This is a genomic window from Paenibacillus sp. B46(2026), from assembly GCF_056786355.1.
Map to the genome: position 1 here is coordinate 4775288 of NZ_CM165907.1, position 24746 is coordinate 4800033.

Annotated in this window: 6 protein-coding genes; all 6 read right to left on the reverse strand. The window is 47.3% G+C overall.

The annotated features are described in order from the left end of the window. Nucleotides 1–23: 23 nt before the first annotated feature. The 6 genes from AC1S8V_RS21445 to AC1S8V_RS21470 are packed head-to-tail and all read right to left on the reverse strand — an operon-like array spanning nt 24 to nt 24692. Complete coding sequence (locus tag AC1S8V_RS21445; protein WP_482070662.1) at nt 24–1343, reverse strand: aspartate aminotransferase family protein; 1320 nt, start codon at nt 1341–1343, stop codon at nt 24–26. Continuing rightward, entirely contained in the window at nt 1340–2320 is a 981-nt protein-coding gene (locus AC1S8V_RS21450; protein ID WP_482070663.1) for an ACP S-malonyltransferase, read from the reverse strand. Before AC1S8V_RS21450 ends, AC1S8V_RS21445 begins: the two co-directional genes overlap by 4 nt. Beyond that, nucleotides 2317–3468, reverse strand: a complete 1152-nt coding sequence (locus tag AC1S8V_RS21455) for an acyl-CoA dehydrogenase family protein (RefSeq protein ID WP_482070664.1) — start codon at nt 3466–3468, stop codon at nt 2317–2319. The genes AC1S8V_RS21450 and AC1S8V_RS21455 overlap by 4 nt, the downstream gene beginning before the upstream one ends. Next, nucleotides 3465–3722 (reverse strand): acyl carrier protein, encoded by a 258-nt coding sequence (locus AC1S8V_RS21460; protein WP_017687150.1) that lies wholly within the window; start codon nt 3720–3722, stop codon nt 3465–3467. The genes AC1S8V_RS21455 and AC1S8V_RS21460 overlap by 4 nt, the downstream gene beginning before the upstream one ends. Continuing rightward, nucleotides 3719–7918: a non-ribosomal peptide synthetase gene (locus tag AC1S8V_RS21465; protein ID WP_482070665.1), complete on the reverse strand. Its 4200-nt coding sequence runs from the start codon at nt 7916–7918 to the stop codon at nt 3719–3721. The genes AC1S8V_RS21460 and AC1S8V_RS21465 overlap by 4 nt, the downstream gene beginning before the upstream one ends. Further along, the gene (locus AC1S8V_RS21470) at nt 7908–24692 is read right to left on the reverse strand and encodes an amino acid adenylation domain-containing protein (protein ID WP_482074540.1); all 16785 of its coding nucleotides are present in this window, start codon (nt 24690–24692) and stop codon (nt 7908–7910) included. Before AC1S8V_RS21470 ends, AC1S8V_RS21465 begins: the two co-directional genes overlap by 11 nt. Nucleotides 24693–24746 lie beyond the last annotated feature (54 nt).

The window sequence follows — 24746 nt, forward strand, 5'->3', positions numbered from 1 at the left end:
ATCACCTCCTTATTGAGCTACCATTAGATCAGTTCATCGTAGATCTCTTTCATTTCTGCAAGTGCCGCAGGAACACGCTCACTGAACCAGGCAACATCCTGCATATCAAGCAGGATATTCGGATACATCCGCGAGAGCGTAGATACCAGAACACCGTGCTCAGCAAGCTTGCTATTCAACAAAATATCAAAGGACATTAATTCAAACGTATAATCAGCCGTATCCGTAAGTGGCTCCGTGCAGCAGTGATAAGAAGCACAGCCAGACGGCCCCTGAACAATTAAAGGCAGACCTGCTTTCACTGCTTCCTGGCAGAGCACATCATGCATCATCTCAGCGTAGCGGTTCATGCTGTTCATCGCTTGTCCTCCATTGCGGCCCAACATTTCCAGCGTAGCTTTTACAGCAGCTGTACCTAATGGATAGCCATTAAACGTACCCGCATGAATTACTTTTTTGTCCACAAGCAACTTCATGATATCCGCTCGGCCAACCAGGGCTGACACCGGAACTCCGCCACCGGCGATTGCCTTCCCAAGTGTAGTCAGATCGGGCGTTACACCGAACAACTGTTGGGCACCACCGAGTCCCATACGGAATCCTGTTATAATCTCATCGAAAATGAGCACGACCTGGTAATGGTCACATAACTGTCTGACTTTTTGCAGATAACCCGGAGCAGGCATGACTCCGCCTCCATTTACACAAACCGGCTCCATGATTACTGCTGCAATGTCGTCTCCATACTGGCGAAATAGTTCCTCCAGACGGGCTGCGTCATTCCATGGCAGGAGGTAGGATTGAGATTCCATGACATCCCTTGCCCTCCCCTTTGTTCCTTTCATGTCACCAGGATAGTCTGAAGGTACAGGCAGACCTGTACGTGCAGTCTTGCCACCCATAATATTGTCCGCATTGCCATGATAATGGCCTTCAAAACGTACAAAGCGATTTTTGCCTGTCCACGCCCTGGCAAGACGAAGTGCATTCTGGACAATCTCCGTGCCTGATAACCCAAAACGAATCATCTCTGCTGAAGGTACATATTGATGAATCAGTTCCAGAGCCTCTGCATCCAGATCGCAATGACTTACGGAAAGAACACGGTCAATGGTATCCTTCAGACACTCGTTATACTCCTCGTTGCCGTGGCCAACAATGAGGGCACCAAAGCGGGCATATAGATCCAAATACTCGTTGCCGTTCATGTCCGTCACTCTGCTTCGGGAAGCATGCTTGAAATGGAGCGGCGTCTCTTCCCAAGGAAGGTGAAAATTATAGTGCACACCTCCAGGCAGCCATTGTTTCACCCGCTGATTGTACTGCATCATCTCCGTGATCATCCCTTATCGCCTCCCCCACTTGTCTGGTTTACTGCTTCATATCGCTCCAGTAACCTGGACCGATCTTGCGGATCATCCAGTGAATAGGCAGCAGGCAAGGTCTTATTCTCAGCCAGCATATTTCTTACGCTCTGGCCTGGACCGATATCGATCCATACCGTCGCTCCCAGATTTTGAACGCGTGCCAATGCCTGATTCCAGCGAATGGGTTGCAAAAGCTGGCTGCTCAGCAGCTTACGAATGTCCTCGGCTCCGCGAATGAACTCACCATGTACTGTAGAGCATATGGGAAACACCGGTGCAGAGAAGGAAATCTCTGCAAGCATCTCTTCAAGCTCAGGCTGAATGAACTGCATCAACTCGCTATGATAAGGTGCATCTGCCTTCATTGGCATCATGCGAAAAGGAATGAATTCCCCACCGTAACCATCCACCTTATCATCCAGCAGTTGAAGACCCTTCGCAGTACCTGCGACGACAAACTGTCCCGGTGAATTATAACCGGAGATCGTCACATACTCGTTCTGACGAATATTTTTGACTAATTCTTCAAGCGCTTCTTGGGTTATATCCACAACAATACCCGCTCTTCCTTTTTGTTCCTGAATGGAGCGGTGCATTAATGCACCACGCTGAGCTGTAAAACGGATTCCATCCGCAAATTGCAATGCTCCCGCCGCTACTAAAGCCGAAATCTCCCCCAAACTGTGACCTACTGCATAATCTGGAGTCATTCCTGTCCGGCGAACAAATGAGTCAAATAGAACGTAGCTTGCCGTCAGTACAGCAGGCTGAGCATATTCAGAGACCGTCAATTGATCCAGGGTCCCTTCCATAACCAGTGCCTTCAAATCAAATCCGACCACCTCGCTCGCTTCCGCAAAGATCTGATTCGCCTCCGGCTCACTGTCCAACAACTCGCTGCACATTCCGATATACTGGCTTCCCTGGCCGGGAAATAGCGCACAGAACGTCATACGCTACCGCCACGCTTGTAATAGGCTTTTAATCCGTAATGCGAGATCATCTCCTGCTGCATCTGAGAAGAACCTTCAATAATCTCCAGAATTTTGGCTTCCTTATACAGCCTGGCAACAGGATATTGGTTACTAATTCCGTTCGCACCATGAACCTGTAGCGCATCGCTTGCAACTTCAACAGCAACTTTGGACGTAAAATATTTGGCGATCGTTGTTTCCATGGCGGCCTGCGGGTCCTTGGCTTCTCTCAGCTCGGCTGCCCGTAAACATAATGCCCGTGCTGCATGGACTTTTGTCACCGCATCTCCAATCATGCCGCGAATCAGCTGAAAATGACTCAGCTTCTGATCAAATTGCTTCCGCTTCCTTGAGTAAGTCACCATGGCATCCAGCGCTTCCTGCGCAATCGCCAGCCCTGCCCAGGCTATGCTGTATCTGCCCTGGTCCAGCGCCCCGGTTACGATGTACTCAAAACCTTCATTCAGGCGTCCAATAATATGGTTTTTTGGTACACGCACCTCATGGAGATCAATCTCAGCTATACCTGTCTCTCCGGCAACCATGACACCTTCAATAGGTTTGGTCTGTACCCCCTCAAACTGGCGTTCGACCCAAAAAGCAGTGCTTCGTCCCTGATTCGAGGCAATAATGATAAATACATCTGCCAAATGTCCAAACGTAATCCACTTCTTTTTCCCATTCAAAACATAACAGTCCGCTTCTTCTCTCCACTCGGTCTTTACACTTTTGGCATCCGAACCAACTTCCGGTTCAGTCAGGCCAAAGGCAGCAATCCATTCTCCCTTCACCAAATTGGGCAGCCAGGACGATTTTTGCTCAGGCGTTCCAAAACGTACCAAAGTTTCACTTACAAGTGAAGTATGTACCGTTAACAAGCTGCGAACGGCTGGAAGAGCCTTGCCAAATACTTCAGTCAACAGCCCGTACGCCTTAGGACCGAGACCCATGCCGCCATATTCAGCCGGGATCGAGGCAGCCAAGTAACCTTTTTCAGCCATGGCACGGATCAATGTTCTGGGAATGGCTTGCTGCTCTTGAATCTGTTGAGCATACGGACGAATTTCACGGGCAGCAAACAATTCAGCTTCATGAATGATCTCTTGCTCTATATCCAGTTCAATCATTCGGCAACCCCCTCTTGAAGAAGAGATTCATTGAGATAGGCGGCGAACTCGGCAATTGTTTTGTATTCAAACAACGCAACCGGACTGATGTCAACTTGAAGATGCTTACGCGCACGGTTAATGATCTTCAGCGCCTGCACAGAGGAGACACCAATTTTCAAAAAATTCATCTCTTCATCGATGTCCTCTGGCTCCTGATTCAACGCTGCAGCAATCTCGCTTTTGATAAAAAGCTCAATTTCTTCTTTTGTCATATCATGACCTCCGTTCCCTGATTCACATCTATCCAATGCACATACGGCTCGAATGGATGTGCTGGCAGATGTACAATCTGGCCAGAGCCATTCGGATGTAACTGTTCCCAATCCAGCGCAGCACCACGTACATAGAGCTGCCCCAGCAATAAAGCAAGCTGATCCTCCATGGTAAGTGTCGGCTCGGCAGACAGGCGGATGAAGCTCTCCTTGCCACTGTATTCAAGCTGCTGCACTGTATGATCTGCAGCAATCATAATTACAATGTCGGCGTTTGCCATCTTGTCAGGTGTGTCTTGCAGACTGTCTAACGTTACTCTGTTGTTCACTGGAATGGATTGACTTGCATGAGCGCTGTGATGTTCCTCGCCATCCAGATGTAAACTGGATACCAGCTCCTCTCCTGCAGCTATTCCTCGAATCTCTTGAATGGAAGGGACCAGACGTACAAGTGTCTCAAGCAAGGGCACCCAGTAGTTCAAGGTAGATACCGTATCTTCATTAGAATCGTCTGGCCTGATTACTTTACGAGATTGAGCCTCATCTTCTCCGCAAATCTCATGCCCCCCAACCACAATATTGACACGAGCAGCTCGGTTTCTAGGCTTGAAGCCAAATTCCATCTCTTCGATGTTCCACTCTCCGGTTGAGCTGACAGTTACTGCTGCACGATACCGATAATGTTTTCTGTATCTGTTCCGGGTGAAACAAAGATCCTCTGGTGTCAGGTCCGCATGTTTCTTCACATATTGCTCCGTGTTATCAATCAGTTTCTTTAAGGCCTGCTCTGTTTTGGCAGAGAACGTTAACAACTGGCCGCGTGCCGGGGCATCTGCACGAACAGGGGTTTTCCATTCTTCCAGCACAATGTGGGCATTCGTACCTCCCAGGCCAAATGAACTGATGCCTGCCTTCCGCGTTTTTCCTTCAGGTACATCCCACGTTCTATGCTCGCTAACGATATGGAACGGCGATTGGTCCAGTCGGAGGGCCGGATTCGGATGATCCATATGCAGACTTGGTGCCAGTTCCCCATGCTGCATACTGAGCAAAACCTTGGCAAGACTGGCTCCACTGGAGGCTGCAAATAGATGCCCAATATTGGTTTTGACTGAACCTAATCCAATCGAATTGTCGCTTGTATATCCCTTTTCCCGGAACAGTCGGAGCAAGGCATTCACCTCAATTGGATCTCCAATCCTTGTCCCCGATCCATGTGCTTCAATGTAAGAAATCTCGCTCGGGTTTAGGTTGGCATCACGATAGGCGGCACGGAGTACCTCATATTGCCCCTGAGGGTTGGGTGCCATAATGCCCAGCGAATATCCGTCGTTATTCACCGCTGTCCCGCGAATCACACCATAAATATGCTTATTGTTGCGAACTGCCTCTGTTAGCGGCTCCAGATATACAACAACAGCACCTTCCCCCAGGACTGAACCATCTGCTTCCCGGTCAAATACCTTCGTATGTTGAGTGGAAGAACAGATTCCAGCATTGCGTGATAGTTGATGAACATGCGGTGTAGCCAAAATGTTCGCTCCACCTACAACTGCCCCAGAGATACGCTTGTCCTGAATGGCCGCCACAGCTTGCGTCAGTGCTACCAGAAAAGAAGAACATGCCGTATCTATGGACAGTGCCGGCCCTGTAAAATTGTACATGTGTGAAATGGAGGCAGCTGCTATATTGGACATATTGCCTACCATAGCGTGAGAATGAACAGCCTTTCCAAAACTCCGGTTCATATAATCAACAACCAGATCGAAGTATGTGCTTGGGTTAATGCCTACATATACACCCACATCACGCTTATCCTCATGGTCCACGAGCATACCTGCATCCTCCAGCGCCTCATGAGCAACTTCCAGCAGCTTGCGATGCTGCGGATCCATGAATGCAGCTTGTTCAGACGGGATTTCAAAGAACTCATGATCAAACGTATCCGGTTGCTTCAGTTCCCCAATCCAGTCATCCCAATCGGGTTGCTTGGAACGTGCTGCACGCTCTAAGCTAACCCGGTCAACACTATCTAACCCGTTAACCAGATTGCTCCAGAATTGCTCTTGGGTGTCGGCATCAGGCAGACGCAGAGACAATCCGGTAATGGCAATAGCACGATGTACATTCAGGTGATTATCTGTTGTTTCAGCCTGTTCAAGGTCCTTCGTTTCTGCTGGAAGTTCCTGCAGATATTCCACCATCTCACGTACTGTACTGCAAAAAACAAGTAGTTCTTGTCCTAATTCACGCTCCATATGTGCAGACAGCTTGTCGAGTAATTGATAGGAGAGGATCGAATTGCCTCCTAGTGCGAGAAAAGGAGTATCCATCTCAATCTTTCCTACGGGCAATTGCAGAATTTCGGCCCAGGCTTTACGTACGGTATGCTCCAAAGACGATGCGGAAACCCTCTCGTGTCGTTGCTGTTGTGTATTTTCGCGAATCAGCTCTTCAATGGCCTCGATGTCCTTGGTAAATACTCCACGCTCATATTCGTTTCTCAGGATGAAGCGCTGGACCTTCCCGCTCGTGGTTTTGGGAATAACCTTGATTGGGAGAACATGGGTGATCTCAATACCCAATCCAGCCCTCATACGTTGGATCAGATCCTGTCGTACATCCAGAAACTGTGGAGTGCCCGATTTGTATTTAACAAATACAAGCAGCTCCTCTACTTGTTTGAGGCTGTTAAAGTGCCCGACTACCGTCAGATTCCCTCTCGGAATGCTGCCATTTTGGTATAAAATTTCTTCAAGATCATGCGCATAATGGTTCTGGCCCCGAATAAACACAATGTCCTTGATTCGTCCGCTTACAACCAGGGAGCCATCCGCCATATAACCCAAGTCTCCTGTGCGAAGCCACCCATCCACATACATTTCACGATTGATCTCCGGGAGACTGTAATATCCGGAAGTTACCGATTCCCCACGGATCTGGATTTCGCCAACGACCCGCTCATCCAGCACTTCACCCTGTTCATCCGCAATCCGGATTTGAATCCCTGTCATGGGATATCCCTCATGGACAAATTCGATCACATCCGAAGTATTGCTATCACTGCCAGGTAGCTGGACTGGCACAGCCAGTCCTTCCTGCACCAGCCGCGAACGCGAAATACGTTCAATTCGCGGCTCTTCCCCCAGTCTGGAGGTACATACACCTACTGTCGCTTCGGCCATGCCATACGCAGGAAACATCATATTGGGACGATAGCCACAAGAACTGAATTTTTTGACAAATCGCTCAATAACAGCCGTTGATATCGGCTCTGCACCATTCAGGGTCATACGCAGTGAAGACAGATCAAGCGTTGAGAGCTTGGAATCCGGGATCTTCTGAACCATCCATTCAAAACCGAAATTGGTACAGCAAAACCATTTTCCCTTGTGCTCCGTAATCTTGCGCAAGAACAGATAAGGTGACCGTACGAAGGTATAAGGTGACATCACCATGATGTTGGCTCCACTCAGGACGGGTGTCAGATGCTGTCCAAATATCCCCATATCATGCGTATGCGGCAACCAGGTAAACACATTATCTCCTTCTTCGGCTCCAAGAAATGTCTTGCATGCAATACTGTTGGCGATAATATTGTGATTTGTTAACTGCACACCTTTGGGAATTCCCGTGCTTCCTGAGGAGAATTGCAGGAACACAATGTCATCAGGAGAGGGTGGGCATAGATCAGCCATCTGCTGGCCTGCTTGAAGCTGGTTCACGCTAATCAACATCAGACCTTTGAATACTGGGCTTTCCGCAAGCTGCTTATACTTGGGCATGTAGGCTTCCTCGACGATAACTACCGGACGCCCGAGTACCTCCCACACTTTCGTGAATTTCTCCAGACCGGCTGAGCCTGGTTCCCAGGCAGCCGGAGGACTAACCGGGGCGACAATAATGCCCCCCAGCATACAAGCCCAAAATGTACGGTAAAATTCCTGTGACTGGTCAATTTCCAAAATAACGACCTGTCCTTGTTGAATGCCTTGCTCTTGAAGAGACTGCAAGTACTTGCGCGCCTGCATCAGTAATTCAGGATATGATTCAAACTGTTCGTCACCTGAAGAGCTGATATAGGTCATTCCCTTTTCTGGATGAATATCTGCAATGTAGATTAACATCTCAGCCACTGTTGAATAATGTTCTGGCACAATCAGCTCGGGTCCTCGCTGTATGGATTTACTGGACATGTTGCACCTCCATTGCCTCATTGTGAACTACCACTTTCACATCGCTACCAAGCTTGTCATCAATCAGCTGTTTCATACGTTTGATATCCAGACCAGCCTGACAGGCCAGATGTACGTACAGACACTCTTCGTCGTAGTGAATAACCCATTCGAATTGGGCGAGTCCCGAATTCGAATCTTGGTCATCCGACGACTTAGACGACATTGGGATCGCTTCGCTGCTGGAGATGAAGCCTTGATAATTAAACAGAATCATCTGACGCGGCTCCTGTTCTGCTTGCCTGTAGGCAGTTCCCAATTGTTCCTGTATGCCATCATATTGTGCCGAGAGGGAAGAATCATGTGTAAGTGCCATAAAGTTAATGCAGTGTCGCTTCGTAAATTCCAGACGTTTCAACAGATCTTCCTGTGTGAATTCACTGTCTACCAGCACTGGAATCAGATCAAGGAATTCTCCCACATAATCATAGTAGGATTCTTCGCCATACTCCCTTCCATAATGAACCAGGGCTATTGGCAGTTGGCTTATATTCAGATAATCCGCAATGATGTTGGCAAAAGTTTCAAAGCATGTCCACCAAACATCTGCAGGCTCCTTCCCTGCAAGGGACAACTCGACAGTCATCGCTGAAGGCGACAATGTTTCTATTTCCTTCAACTTGTTCATGACGATGGTGTTACATCTATGCCATGCCTGAAGCGAAAATTGTTTCTTCATTTCATCTTCAGATACCCCTATGGGGCCTTGAGACAGAAAACTTACATAATCCTCATATTTTCGTACTTGGTACAGAAGATCGCCCTCGATCTCTACACCTTGCTGTCTGTATAATGCCTTCGACTCAAGTTGCTGTTTGATGATTTGGGCACTCATACCATCAAACGCAAGGTGATCAAAACTCCAAATCAGCTTATGCTCTGTGGCTCCTGTACGCAAAATACAAAGACGCCAAGGCAGTTCCTTCAACTTATACGTTTTGTGTAGCAAAGACTGAACCAGTTTGTACTCCAGCTGCTCCATTGTAGCCGAAGCATAATGACGAATATCAAGATATGGGATAAGCTGTTGCAGCATGTCCGCCGCTAACGACATATCTATTGGATGCCAATACAATTGTTCTTCCTCATATATCATGCTGTGCAGCAACTGATGCCGGGATATAACCCCAAGAATCAGGTGTTTTACAGCTTGTTCATTCAATTCGCCTTCCAGCGTTGTTGTAAATCCGCTTGCTCGTGAAGTCGTAGAAGCATGTGCTTGTTGTATTGGAGATAGTGGGAATTGACCCATAGGGGTCATGCCCGCCATAAAAGATGAAACCTGATTGCAGCTGTTTAAGACATATAGGACCAGGCTGTCCAGTTGTTTCTCATGAAGTGTTATGTCCTGTGGTATGACTATCGGGGACTGAATATGCAGGCTATCATCTGACCAAACTGACGCCGGAGGAGTAATGTCTACCAATTTGGCAAGCCCTCTAACTGTCGGATATTGGAATAATTCGTTCACATTGATGGCAATTCCTTCTTTTGACAAAATTTGAGTAAATGCAATTGCTTTAAGAGAATGCCCCCCATTTTGAAAAAAGTGATCTTCCACACCAATGCCTGGATTACCTAGTATCTGTCGCATGGCTGCAAGAATGACACGCTCCGTTTTTGTCCGAGGTGAACTCACTTCCAGAGACCTCTGCTGCTCTTCAAGCAAACTCTCGGACAATGCTCTTCGGTCCACTTTGCCATTGGCATTAATCGGAAGATGATCCATTCGAATAATTCGTGCAGGCACCATATACTCTGGCAGTTGCTGGTGAAGTTCTCTTCGAATATACTCAGCATCTGCCCCAGTGTTGCTTGTATAAAACGCGGCAATGTATAGACTTCCTGATGTTTCTGTAGCTGTCATGACATAGGCATCACGAACTCCCGAAAGACGCTCCAAGCAATTGCCAATCTCTGATAACTCAATGCGAAAACCTCTAATCTTGACCTGGAAATCCGAACGTTCAATAAAAAGCAGACTGCCGTCAATCAGACGTTTGACGATATCACCTGTCCGATACATTCGTTCTCCCTTGCGGAAGGGATCATCAAGAAAGTGTTTTCGGGTAAGATCCTCACGGTTAAGATATCCAATACCCACCGCATCTCCACTGATATACAGTTCACCTGGAACGTTGGGTGGCACAGGCTTCAGCTCATTATCCAGAACATACAAGGCTGTGTTGGACAGGGGAAAACCTATAGGCAATGAGCCAGTATAAGGCTCTGTTTGCTGTAATAAGTGGTAGGAGGCAAAAAAGGTTGCTTCCGTTGGTCCATATCCATTTAATAACCTGCCCGGCCCCACACATGCAAGCGCTTTGTTGGCATGACTCACCGATGCAGCTTCACCACCAAACATCACTCTACGCATATTCTTCAAACATTCAGCATCCCAATCCACCAGCATATTAAACAAGGATGTCGGAATATAAAATACTGAAATCCGTTGCTGTCGGATGACATCAGCCAAACGAGCCATATCCAAAATGGTCTCTTTCGAGACTAATACAAGAGTAGCTCCATTCATTAATGAAGCGAAAATATCAAAAATGGAACCATCAAACGCATAGTTGGCAATTTGCAGGATACGATCCTCAGATACTACAGTGACAAAGTTGCTATTTTTCATCACTTTGGTCACATTGCGATGACTCATCACAGTCCCTTTCGGGGTTCCCGTTGACCCTGATGTATAAATGATATAAGCCGGGTCAAGAGCAGTCATGTTCATATCTTCCATGGATTTCAGCACGTCCCCTGAATCGAACGCTGTTAATTCATCTGCTGGCACAATACATGGAACCACTGATTGCCAAGTGGAGGCATATGCCGTTTCAGTCAATAGCACAGCCGCATCGCAATCTTGCAAAATAAATTCAATTCTCGATGGCGGCGAAGCCGGGTCGATCGGGACATAACTGCAACCCACTTTGAGTGTAGCAAGAATACTGATGATCTGGATCGGTCCGCGGTCCAGAATGAGAGCAATACTGGAGCCTGATTTTACCCCTTGTCCAAGCAACCTGGACGCCAGCCACTGAACACGTTCATACAGATCAGCATAGCTCCATTCACCTTCTTCCCAGACCAATGCTGTCTTCTGTGTATGCACATGAACTTGTTCCTCGAATAATTGGGAAATGGTCGCATCTCGCGGATACTCAACGGCATTATCGTTGACTCCGTAAAGCAGCCATTCCTCTTCCTCCGGTGTAGTGAGCTTAATCTGACCAATTCGTTCATTATCCCCTGTTGTGATCTGAGACAGGATATACCGGAATTTATTCAGCAGCAGTTCCATGGACTCCGCTTTAAACAGATCCGAGCGATAGTCAAGTTCAACCGTGTAACATTGCTTATGCTCGACCAGTGTCCAAGTCAGATCAAATTTGGCATCCACCTTACCTTCCACCCATGGTTCAAGCATCAGTTCCCCGGCTTCAGGATCATCGGTCCCCATATTAATGTAATTTAGCACCACATCAAATAGGGGGTTGCGGCTTAAATCACCGAATAGACCAAGTTGTTCTACCAGTGCTTCATAAGGATAATGCTGATGCTCATAACAGGATAACAGCTTGCCACGTATCTTATTCAAATACGCCTCTGTGGACCATTCTCTGTCCATGTTGGTGCGAATGGCGAGCATATTCACGAACATACCCATAACGTTATTGAGTTCTGGCTTTTCACGCCCCGCAACCGCTGTACCAACGACCAAGTCGTCTTGACCCGTATACTTCCAGATTAATAGATTTAAAGTTGCCATGAACAACATATAGGGCGTAAGCCCTTGTTGAGTACAGAAGTCATTGACCTGTGTGCTTAATAACTCACCAAGTTCAATGGAAAGTCTGTCTCCTCTGTAGGATGACGCGCCATGTCTTGGGAAGTCTGTAAGCAATTCAACCGGTGCAGGCATATCCTCGAATTCCCGTATCCAAAACTCAGTGTCTTCAACAGATTGTCCATGTGACGCAGCTTCATCACGCCATTCCGCATAATCCTTATACTGAATGTCAAGAGATTGTAATGTTTCTCCTCTGTACATGCGAGCGAAATCCTGCATCAGGATCGCAATGGAACTCTGATCCGAAATGATATGATGCATGTCAATGAATAAGATGTGTTCTTCTTGAGAAAGGCGAATGAGCTTAACACGAAACAATGGTGCGCTGGTCAGATCAAAAGACTTGATCCATTCCATGACCTGCTCTAACCCTGCTGTTTCTAATTCCAGCAACTCCACAACGCTTGGAACCTGATCCTCCACAATTTGGAAAAGCTCACCGTCAATCATTTCAAACCTGGTACGGAATGCTTCATGTCTCTCTACCAGTGCATCCATTATTACTCTGAATTTGGCAGGGTCAAGTTTTCCTCTTACCCTATAGGAGCTGGCGAGATTGTACGCCGTACTCTCACCTTTCATCCACTCATGCACCACATACATTCTTCGCTGTGCAGAAGTGGTCTTGTATTTCTCTTTCTTAGTTACAGGCAAGATTGGGTTCACCGAATCAGAGTCACTTGTAACCTGATGTTCAGCAATCCATTGGACCATGTGTTCAAACACAGAATGATCAAAAACCTCTTCCAGCCCCAAATTTAATTCAAATATTTCTTTAATCCTCGACGCCAAGGAAATCGCTTTTAATGAATGACCTCCAAGCTCAAAGAAATCATCTTCAAGGCTGACTGCTCCATTACCAAGCAACTCCTGCCACAATTGCGACAATACATGCCTTATCTCATCATCAGTCCGTTGAACCCTGACTTTCCCAGATGGAGATTGGTCTAATTCTGCGATAGAACCCGCCGCAACCTGCGACATACCTGCAAGCTGATACAACGCAACATCATGTTGATGAACAATGGGATCAAAGGAATACGTCGGCAGGGAGATTTTTTGCCTACGCCCCGTTCCGTTTAACTGTTCCCAATCCAACTCCATGCCAGAGCACCAGCAAAAAGCAAGTACTTTCATTAAATACACATCTGCCTCAAGCAAGCTCTGACGATCTCCAGTAAGAGCAATGATGTTCAGATTTGAAAATGAATCCGGGGCTATTTGTTCTGTATCCTGCTGCTGATTCGAAACGATCCACAGCGTATGCTCAGCAGATTCAGAAAGAGTCTTGCGATTTAACAGCGTAAACAGGAAATTTGGAGATAACAGTGGTGCAATACTCGACGCATGGTCTGTTACAGTTGCATCTGTCATCCTTCCTGTCAAAGCATCTGACAATGCTCCTTCTTCTAGTGACCAATCCTCCAGATTGTATAAAAGCCCCACGGCATGTACTGGATCAAGTGCATCACTAATAACCAACCCCACCAGTTCGCCAACGCCTTGTCCACAGACAGCATCCGGCTTGATACCAAGATGCATCACGGTTTTATAAAGAGCATATTGCACAACAAAGCACTGCATGCGCTCAGGCCTTGAATCGGTTAACGATCGCCCTATGCCTTGGCGAATGGCATACTGTTCCTTGGACTCAAAGAGGTTCAGTATCTCTTCAAAGTGCTGTTTGAATATCTCTGAGACCTGACTGCGATACACAGAAGCATATAGTTCCCGAATCTTGCGCGCTTCCCAACTAGCATTTCCGCTAAGGTAAAACATGACCTTAGGCTTCCCATTCATCACACTTGCCTGTGTCTCAAACTCTACAGACTGCTCGCTTGGCGGAATATAACCGTCTGCAACGATTAGCGCTTTACGATGAATGAATCTGCTTCTTCCCTTCTGTAGCGTCCACGCAGCGTTGGGCAACTGCTCCGGCAATGCATGGATCGCCTGTAGAACCGAATCGTACATGCGTTCCAGCGCAGATTCACTCTTGGCCGAGAAGGGCAGCAGAAGCAAAGATTCATAATTGGCTTGGCTCTCTTGGACGGGCGGCTGCTCCAAAATGACGTGAGCATTGGTCCCCCCGATCCCAAACGAACTGACACCTGCTCGCAGGATACACTTCGTGTCTTCTAATGGCTGTGGCTCCTTGTTGATATAGAAGGGACTATGCTCCAGCTCCAACATCGGATTCGTCCGATTCATGTGAATCTGTGGCGGAACCACCCGGTGATAAAGCGTCAGTACGGTTTTAATAAAACCGGCGACACCTGCTGCCGCATCAAGATGCCCAATATTGGCTTTCACAGAACCTAGAGCGCAATAATTTCTTCTTTCTGTTCCCCATGACTGCCTAAGCGCTTCGATTTCAATCGGGTCCCCCAGTTTGGTTCCTGTTCCATGCGCCTCCAGATAGGAGATCTCTTTTGGAGACACTCCCGAACGATGAAGGGCTGATTGAATAACCTTGACCTGCCCAGCCACACTCGGTGCCGTATATCCAATTTTGTCCATGCCATCATTATTAATCGCTGAACCTTTAATGACTGCATAGATATGATCTCCATCTCTCTGTGCGTCGCGAAGTGACTTGAGTACAACCATTCCGCATCCATTACCAGACACAGTACCAGATGCCTGCTCATCGAACGGTCTGCAATGACCATCCTTTGAATAAATCATGCCTTCATGCCAGTGATAACCTTCTTTGAGCGGATAGGAGATAGAAACACCTCCCGCAAGTGCCACATCACACTCTCCCCGGATCAGCGATTCAGCAGCTTGGTGGATGGCGACCAAAGAAGTTGAACATGCGGTCTGTACGGCCATACTCGGCCCTCTCAGATTTAATTTGTGAGATACTCGGGTTGTAATATAGTCCTTTTCATTTAAAGTCATGGCTTCAAAAGCCTGTAGCAAATTACCGGAACGACCGAGAAATTGCACCATCCATGGTAAGCTCAGTCCACTTCCGGCAAACAATCCTATAGATCCCTCATAACTGTAAGGATCGCACCCGGCATGCTCAAGCGCCTCCCATGAGCACTGATGCAGCAGCCGTATTTGCGGATCCATCATATTGGATTCCTGATGCGGATATTCGAAAAATCCGGAGTCAAAATACTCAGTATCTTGCAGTACACCTTTGGCCCGTACATAATCGGGATGTTTAAAGTCTTCCGGTCGTACACCCGCAGCGGTTAGATCCTCCTCATTCAGACGGGTGATACCGTCCTTACCTGCCATTAAGTTATCCCAGAACTCCTCAATATTTCTTGAGCCGGGAAAATGCCCTGCCATGCCAATGACTGCAATATCCGACGAAGAAGGAATTCTGCTACTGTGTTCTGAAGCAAACGAGTTACTCTGTTCCGCTCTGCTCTGCTCCACTTTGCTGTGTTCAACTGTGCTCATTACATAATCTCTTGGAGCTGTTGTCGGGTCCGGGTTCGTAACAGGATATCCGACCGTAGCGATATGCCTGCTTTCCTCTCGCACCTGTTGTGTAACTGTTGGCAGCATCTGCTCAGCCACCAGATGATTGACCAGTGAAGCAATGGAGGAATGCTCAAACAATTGCACCAGCGGAACGCTTTGATCCAGATACGCATTCAGCCGATTATTGATCAGAATAAGACCCAGCGAGTTGCCTCCGATGTCAAAAAAGTGATCATGGATATTAACCGTATCCAGATTTAATATTTCCTTCCACGCTGCAATGAGCATCTGCTCCAGATCAACTTTTGTCCGCTCCATTCCTTGAATCGATGAGCCATAAACCGGAGCCGGATTAGTCTTATCTCCCGTTTCAAAATCAGCCAGACGCAGGGCATTTCGATTCAGTTTGCCATTAGGCAGTACGGGCAGCTTTTCCAGACGAATCAAGCGAGAAGGCATCATGTACTGTGGAAGCCGCTGCTTTAACCAGGTCCGAAGCTGTACGTCTTCATCTCCCATAATGGAAGGCCCAATCCCAGGCTTCAGACTGTAGAAAAGGATTAATTGCAATGAATGTGGCTCGGCCCCTTCTACCTTAACGACAGCTTCTCTTACACGTTCATAATTCATCGCTGCCTGCTCAATCTCGTTCAGTTCAATCCGGTAGCCACGAATCTTCACCTGCTGATCCAACCGTCCCATTAACTCAACATCCCCATCCGGAAGTATACGGGCCAGATCACCAGTTCGGTACAAACGGCCTCCCAAAACATTGGAGTTTGCCATGAATCGGGCATCCGTCTCAGCTGCATTGTGCAGATAACCGCGGGATAATCCTTTTCCTGCAATGCACAGCTCTCCATCGCTGCCAGGTGGCAGTATTTCACCTTCATCATTCAGAATATAAATCTCTGTATTGGTAATGGGCTTGCCAATGGTAATCGCGGCTGTGTCATTCAATTCTTTGGTTGTTGACCAGATCGTAGTTTCCGTTGGTCCATACATGTTAAAGACTCGAGCAGGTGTAAGCCGCTTCAGATCGGTGAGAAGTCCCACAGGGACATTTTCCCCTCCGGTAAGAACACACCGCAGATTGCCCAGCGCCTGAGCGAATTCCGGATTTTCGACAAATGCCTTAATGCGTGAGACCGTGCTAAGAATGTGTGTAACACCATGTTCACGTATTCGACGTGAAGCAAGAGCCGGGTCAAGCTGCTCCTGCTCATTGGCCAGATACAGCGAATATCCGGTGCATAATGGTGTCCACACTTCAAATCCGAAAATATCAAAAGATATGGTCGTTACACTGATGATGCGATCTGTCTCATGTGCAAAAATATGTCGGTGCCTGATGTCCTCAACAAAATTGACCATCGCTTCATGAGTAATCATGACCCCTTTGGGACGCCCCGTCGATCCTGAGGTAAAAATCACACAGGATAGGTCCGAAGACAGGAAGTTTACGTCCGGGTTAACGGATGAGCGCACATCCTGGGCAGTTGGATCATACACAAATCGCTCTCCGCTAAAAGTCACTGTGCCTTCTTCATCAGGCGTACACAGCAATACGTTCATTCGGCTATCTTCGATCATATTCACGATGCGCTGCGCCGGAAAAGCAGGGTCCAGAGGCACATAAGCCGCCCCAGCTTTCAGCACTGCCAATAGCATAATGATCAACGATTCATCTCGTCTGGATAATATGCCCACAGGTTCATCCCGGCGTACACCTTGATCAATCAACTTCCAAGCCAGCGTATTAGCTTTTTCATTAAGCTCCTTGTAGGTAAAAGAGGCTCCGGATGATACAAGGAGAGCTTTCTTGTCTGGTGTGTGTTCTGCCTGCAGCTCGAACAGCCGATGCAGACCCACCGCAGGATTGTAATCCAGACGTGGACCAGCAAGACGATGGACTGGGTGCTCATGAGAACGTTCGTTTCTCTCAAACAGTTCGCTCAGAGACAGATTGGGCTGTTGTACAACCTCTTGGCAGAGTCCGATAAATTCCTGCATCATACCTTCAACTGTGTCCCGGCGGAACAGATCCAGCGAGTATTCGATATATCCTTCAATCACCTGCTTCTCCCTGTTTTCTTGACAGGTCATTAACAGATCATAAGTAGACGTACCCGTCTCCACCGGAAAAGAACTGAATTGCAAACCATGAAGTTCAAGTCCATGCAAATCCATGTTCTGATAATCAAAACAAACATCAAATACCGGATTTCGGTTCAACTCACGTGTCACGCCCAGTTGTGCCACAAGCTCATTAAACGGATACTCCTGATACGCAAAAGCATCCAGTGTATGTTGTTTAAGTTCGCGTAAAAAATCAGTATACGTACGATCAAACGTTGGAAAATTCCGCATCGCAATCATATTGACAAACATGCCTACCGTCTCTTTCCACTCCTCTTGCATCCTTCCTGCAACAGGCGTTCCTACCACAATGTCCTGCTGACCTGAGCGGTGTGCGAGAAGAAGATTCCACACACTTAGCATTACCATATACATGGATGCTTCCGATGAGGAAGCCAGCTCGTGCAAGTTTTGTGTTAACGAACGATTCAACGTGAAATGGAGACGTCCCCCTTGCATGGATCGCTGTGATGGACGCTCATGGTCAAGTGGAAGCTCCAGCACAGGTAAAGAAGGGCCAAGATGGTCCAGCCAGTACGTTTGATGTGAAATGTATTCCTGTGAAGCGAGACGTTGCTGCTGCCATACCGCGTAATCTTTGTACTGCAATCGAACTGCATGCTCTTTGCCAAAATATAAATCATTGAAGTCACGAGTGATGATTTCGACAGATGTACCATCTGCGATAATATGGTGAATATCAAAGAATAGCAGGTGCTTGCGCTCGCCTATCTTAATCAGTTCAACCCGCATAAGCGGAGCACTCCCCAGATCAAAAGGACGAATCAATGTCTCAATCATCGCAGGCAACTCTTGATCATCTGCCACATGCTGCTCTGCGTAGCCCATACTTAAGCGAACCGAAGGTTGGATGATCTGAACGATCTCAACGCCCCGTATCTCAAACGATGTTCTGAGCGCCTCATGATGCTGCATCAACTTCTGCAAAGCAGCCTCAACTCTTATACGGTCCAATTCACCTTCAATAATGGTTGCAGACGGTAAGTTGTATGCCGTATTTCCTGGATCAAGCATCGCTTGTGTGAACATACGCATCTGTGCAGAAGAGATTGGATACGCATCCATAGGGGGTGCAGATTGAATGGTCTGTTGGTCCACTTTTGGTTTGGCCATGACATAGAGATGCTCCGCCAGTTGAATAGGCGTTGAATGATTGAAAATATCTGCTACCTCAGGCTGAATTCCTAAATGAGACCTGATCCATGCAGACAAGCTGACTGCTTTGAGAGAATCTCCTCCAACCGCAAAGAAATTAACCTCTTCATCTAGATCATCGATGCCAAAAATCGTTCGATATGCGTCCAAGACAATCTGTTTCAGTTGGTCTGAACCACCAGTATAAACTGTCCCTTTTACTAGAATAGAGCCACTTCCCTTACTCTGCTCTGGATACTTCGTACCATCCCCGGCACCCATACCCTCCGCTGCTGATGACCCAGAAAGAGAAACACTGACAGGATAGGATTGTTTGTTGAAAACATAAGCAGGCAGAGAGCATTTGCGTCGTACCGTCTGCCCTTTGAGTACCTTCCAGTCCGGTTCAATACCTTCGCACCATAACTCGGCGAGTCTGCGGCTCACATAGATACTGTCCTGCTCCGTTTCCCTTGCATGACGCAGCATGTTCAGTACCGTCTGCGAATCTCGTGATTGACTGTGCTGTCTGGCAAAGGAGCTTAGCGTTCGGCCTGCACCAACCTCAATTAATACAGCCCGTTCATCCTTCAACACTTCAGCCAGGTTTGATTCAAACAACACCGGCTGTAAAATATGGCGAGACCAGTAGTCCGGGTTCGTGATTTCATCAGCAAGCGCCCATGTTCCACTCGTGTTGGACAGCAATGGAATTTGCGGAATATGAAGTGAATGCTCTGCTAAACAGCGCTTAAATTCCTCGGCGGCCTGATTCATCATTGGCGTATGGAATGCATGGGAGGTCTTCACCCGAATGCACTTCCAACCCATTCCTTCAGCCTTGGCTTCCATCCGTGAAATGGCTTCAGCTGTCCCTCCAATGACGCTGGAACCTGTAGTATTCACCAGGGCAAGCCACATGTCTTCATCCAGTTGTGACTTCACCTGCTGTGCATCCGCCATAATGGCAAGCATGACCCCGGGTTGTTGCTGCTGCATCAGACGTCCGCGAAGTCGAACTAGCTTGACAGCATCTCCGAGTTCGAAGACACCCGCTACCGCTGCGACAGCCAATTCACCAATGCTATGCCCGATCATGCCATCTGGCTGGATGCCCAGATCCAGCAGCGACTTGGCCAGCGCATAACTTGTCATGAACAGTGCGAATTGGCTGTACTCCGTCTGGTTTATTCGTTCAGGCTGTTGATCCCCGTATACAACGGACAGCATATCTTCTCGTTCTTCCGCAGGCAGAAGGTCCAATATGTCCTGAATATAACTTTTGAAGATTGGAGCTAGGCCTGCTTGCTCCGTAGATCTATATAGTTCTGCACCCATTCCCTGATACTGACTGCCCTGTCCGGGGAACATAAAGTATACGGGACGGGTGCTTTGAGCTTGAGCTGAATGGTATACGCGTGCTTTCCCCAGCTGCTGTATCAGCATGTCCGGATTATCCTTCCATGTCTTATCCAGAATGAGTGCCTTACGATACGCAAAAACAGATCGACCTGATTGCAAGGTCCACGCTGCGTTCGACACAGATTGTTCCGGCTGCTGAGTCAGATGTTCCATAATCCGTTCAGCGGTGCGGTTCAGCGAGTACTCTGTTTTGGCGGAAAAAAGCAATATATTTACGTCATCATCCGGACTGCACTTCTCCATCTCGGGAGCCTCCTCCAATACCATGTGAGCATTCGTGCCCCCCACACCAAATGAATTGATTCCTGCGCGCATGACTCCAACATTAGCCTGTTTCCAGTCCACCCCTTGTGCATTGACTTTAAAAGGCGTATTCAAAAAATCAATTTTGGGATTAGGCTGCTCATAATTCGCTGTTCCAGGGATATAACCTTGTCCAAGACTGAGCGCTACCTTGATTAAACCAACCACACCTGCGGCTGTATCCATATGTCCCACATTGCCTTTGACCGAGCCCAGATAGCAAAATTGCTTTTCGTCGGAAGCAAAGGCCCGAGTTAACGAGTTTACTTCAATTGGATCACCAAGCAACGTTCCCGTACCATGTGCTTCGATATAACTCACCGTTTCCGGGTCTACTCCGGCTACCTTATAAGCATCCTGAATGACTTCAGCCTGTCCACTTACGCTTGGAGCAAGAAAACTGAGTTTCTCCTGTCCGTCATTGTTAATTGCTGAGCCTTTGATGACCCCGTAGATATGATCTCCGTCCTGCAGAGCATCGGTTACCCGCTTCAGCACCACAATTCCCATACCATTGGAGAAAACTGTTCCACTGGCTGCCGCATCAAATGGACGACAGTGACCATCTGCGGAAAACATCATGCCATCCTCGAATACGTAACCCCCTTCATTGGGCAACTCCACGGTGATCCCACCAGCTACGGCCACATCACATTCCCCAACGATCAAGGATTGACATGCCAGATGAGGTGTAACCAGTGAAGTAGAACAACCCGTCAGAGCAGTATAGGCCGGCCCTTTTAAGTTCAGCTTATAAGCCATTCGGGTAGCCAGAAAATGATTGGTGCTGAGGGTAAATGCTTCGTATTTACTGCTATAGTTAGCATCGTTAAAAAGCACTTGGCGGTACCATTCAAAGTCATCGGACCCGCCAAGGAACACACCCACCTTACCTGCTTCATCGGGTCTGCAGCCTGCATCCTCCAGCGCTTCCCATATTCCCTGATACAAAAGTCTGAATTGGGGAGACATCATTTTGGCTTCACCGGGAGTATAGTCAAAGAACCCTGCGTCAAACTCATCGATGCCGTTGGCACGTCCTTTTGCCTTAACATAACGAGGTGAACGCAGCAGCGCTTCCTCCACGCCAAGTTCCCTCAATTCATCATCACTATAAAAATGAATGCTTTCCCGCCGTTCAACAAGGTTACTCCAGAACTCCCTTATATCCTCAGCGCCCGGCACATTCACCGCCATGCCCACAATTGCAATGTCCTCACGCATAATGCCGTCTTTTCGTTGAAACAATTTTTCCCGTTCAGTCGGTATCCGAAGTCCCTCATCTTTCGGACCCAGCGCGGCAAACTGACGCAATGTCGGGCATTCGAAAAAACGAGGAACAGGGAACTCCACATCGGTATAATGCTTTAGTTTATTGTGAGCCTGAATGACAGAAAATGAATTACCGCCTAATTCAAAGAAATGGTCATCGCGCCCTACTCTCTCAACACCGAGCACTTCGGCCCACACTTCGGCTATAACCTTCTCAAGCTCAGAAGACGGGGCGGTATAGGACGTACTGGAAGCGTGAGCATGTGTGATATCTGCCATGAGTGCCTTCCGGTCAATCTTCCCACTGCTATTCAATGGAAATTCGGATTTATGTACAAAAACGGATGGTATCATATATGCCGGTAACGAACGAGACAGATGCTCTCTCAATTCGACAGAAGGAAGCTCCTGTTCTGACAGATAGTAGGCATACAGCAAGCCGGACCTACCTTCAAAGGATTTCATGACTACCACGGTCTGGATGACACCCGGATAGGATGACAGGGTATTCTCAATTTCGCCTGTCTCCAGTCTGGCTCCCTGAATTTTAACCTGGAAATCAATGCGTCCCAGATATTCGATCGTACCGCTTGGGAGTGAACGCACCAGATCCCCTGTGCGGTACATGTACCTGAAATGCTCTGCGTCCTGTCCTTCTTGAAAGAAAGGATTAGGGACAAATTTCTCTCGGGTCATCTGTTCCAGATTCAGATATCCACGTGCAAGCCCAACACCGCTAAGACAAAGCTCGCCTGGAATACCTAACGGCTGAAGCTCATCATGATTTCCGACGACATACCATCTGGACTCATTGAGCGGGTAGCCAATCGGTACATTGCTTAAGCCTTCGTAATGGCTTAACGGATAATGAGAAACCCATATGGTGCATTCGGTTGGACCATATACATTTTCAAGACTTGCTCTAATGCCTAACCTGTTAAATTTCTCAATGATGTCTGGCGTGACTGCCTCTCCGCCAACAAACATCCATTTCAGCGTTTCCAATGCTGACAGATCGGAGCGAAGCTCCATCGTTTCCAGAAAAAGACGGAATAACGTTGGAACAAAGTTGATGTGTGTAACCTTATGTGACGCCACCGTAGACACAATACGAGCAGGGTCTTTTTCTGCTCCAGGCTCAAGAATACTTAGTGCGCCTTCACCCATGAACCAGCCGAAAAGTTCCGTGCCGGACACATCAAAGGTATATGCCGTTTTCAGCAAGTAAACATCCTGCGACTGCATTGGAAAACGACGCTCCAGATCAAGCAGTGTATTGACTACGCTATGATTTTCAACCATGACTCCTTTTGGCTTGCCTGTTGATCCGGATGTGTACATGATATAGGCAAGGCTATGCGGATTCAGCGCCTCTTCAAGATTTGAGACATCCCCCGTATAGGCCTGATCGCCCTCAACGTAGATGTACTGGACATCCAGCGTCTCGTCATCTTTTTCGGGCTGCATAGCCAGCACGATGGATATGTCTGCATCCGATATAATATAGGCCTTTCTGGACAAAGGATAGGAAGGGTCTACAGGTACAAAAGCACATCCGGCTTTTAATACAGCCAATAGGGCAATGACCATATCCGAGGAACGTGGCATCTGCACGCCAACTGCCGCGTTATTACTTTTTTTACTCGCAACGATCTGCCTAGCCAATTGGTTCGCTTTTGCGTTGACCTGCGCATAGGTCTGATGCTGCTTGCCTTCCATTAGAGCTACCCGCTCCGGGAAACGTGCTACTTTATCGTGAAATATATCCATAATATGTTGTGGAGTGTAGGGAAAATAAGAAGTTTGATTGAATCGGTACAGTAAGTTTTCTTTCTCATCCTGCATCAGGAGGCTGAACTCACTGATTTTTTGATCAGAATTGGTTAATAGTTGATTCAGCAAGTATAGAAACCGTTGGCCCATTCGCTCCATTGAATCTTCACGGAACAAGCTCGGTTTATATTGCAGCTTCAACTGAGCACCTTGCGGTAAACGACTCAACACCACCATCAGATCTCCTGGAAACGTAACCTTATCCTGATCCAGAATACGAGTTCCGAGCATATCTTCCTCATAGGAATCATAAACAAAGGAGATATCAAACAACGATGGTGATCCGGGTTGAGCCTGTAACATGCTGTCTCTGACAATGAGGTTATTGGGATATCCGATGTTTCTATACGTATCCATCCAGGTTGTGGCTACTTGTTGCAGCAGAGGTTTTAGAGTTGATTCGAGGTCAATATGGAATCGCATAGGCAGCATATGGACAAAACATCCAATCGTTTCTTCCAAGTCCATACCGGGACGATGAGAATATGGGGAGGCAAAGGTGATATCGTCTGTACCGACATATTTACTCATAAGAATGCCAAAGGCACCCATAAAGAACATAAAAACGGTTACTTCATTATCTTTGGACATCTGTGTAATATCAGCCATTAATGATTCCGAAATATCAAATCGCAGTTCATGACCAATTCCTTCTTGTAAAGAACCTGCTGGAAAGTCGTGCTTCAGAGAAAGAGGTTCCGCTCCCTTCATTTTGTTTAACCAGTATTCTCGCTCTTTGGAGTACTTGTTTTCATGTAATTTCTTGTTCTCTGCCTCAACATAAGAGATGAATCCTTCATCCAGCTTGACATCCACAGGCTGATCTTCAAGAAGACACGTATATGACTGGATAAGTTTGTTTTTCATCAGTTCAAGCGACAAGCCATCACATATTAAATGATGAATACATAAGGTCAGAATATATGGGCTTTTATTCATCTGAACAATCATTATACGGAACAGAGGACCTTTCTCCAGCTCAAAAGGTGTCCCGATGCATTCATCCACCAGTGCTTCTAACTGTTGTTCCTTTGAATTCTCCTGATTCTCGCTACTTAGGTCCCACAAGACAAGTGAATAATCCATATTTTCATGAACGGATAACACGGGTACATCATTTTGGATCTCAATCCGAGTACGCAGCACCACTTGCTCATACATAAGCAATTCGATGGCCCGGCGAAATATCTCTATTTGCAGATGATCAAATTGCATTGAAGCTGAGATGTTATACGAAGCGGGATCATTCACCTGACAATCAAAATAGATTCCCTTTTGTGTTTCGGAAAGTTCAACGGTTTTTTGTACCATCACGACCACACCTCATCGTTTAATTGAGATTCAAGCTGTGTAAGGCAAAAAATC

Coding starts and splice junctions, on each gene's coding strand:
- AC1S8V_RS21445 (WP_482070662.1), bottom strand. CDS start 1,343: ATGATCACGGAGATGATGCAGTACAATCAGCGGGTGAAACAATGGCTG.
- AC1S8V_RS21450 (WP_482070663.1), bottom strand. CDS start 2,320: ATGACGTTCTGTGCGCTATTTCCCGGCCAGGGAAGCCAGTATATCGGA.
- AC1S8V_RS21455 (WP_482070664.1), bottom strand. CDS start 3,468: ATGATTGAACTGGATATAGAGCAAGAGATCATTCATGAAGCTGAATTG.
- AC1S8V_RS21460 (WP_017687150.1), bottom strand. CDS start 3,722: ATGACAAAAGAAGAAATTGAGCTTTTTATCAAAAGCGAGATTGCTGCA.
- AC1S8V_RS21465 (WP_482070665.1), bottom strand. CDS start 7,918: ATGTCCAGTAAATCCATACAGCGAGGACCCGAGCTGATTGTGCCAGAA.
- AC1S8V_RS21470 (WP_482074540.1), bottom strand. CDS start 24,692: ATGGTACAAAAAACCGTTGAACTTTCCGAAACACAAAAGGGAATCTAT.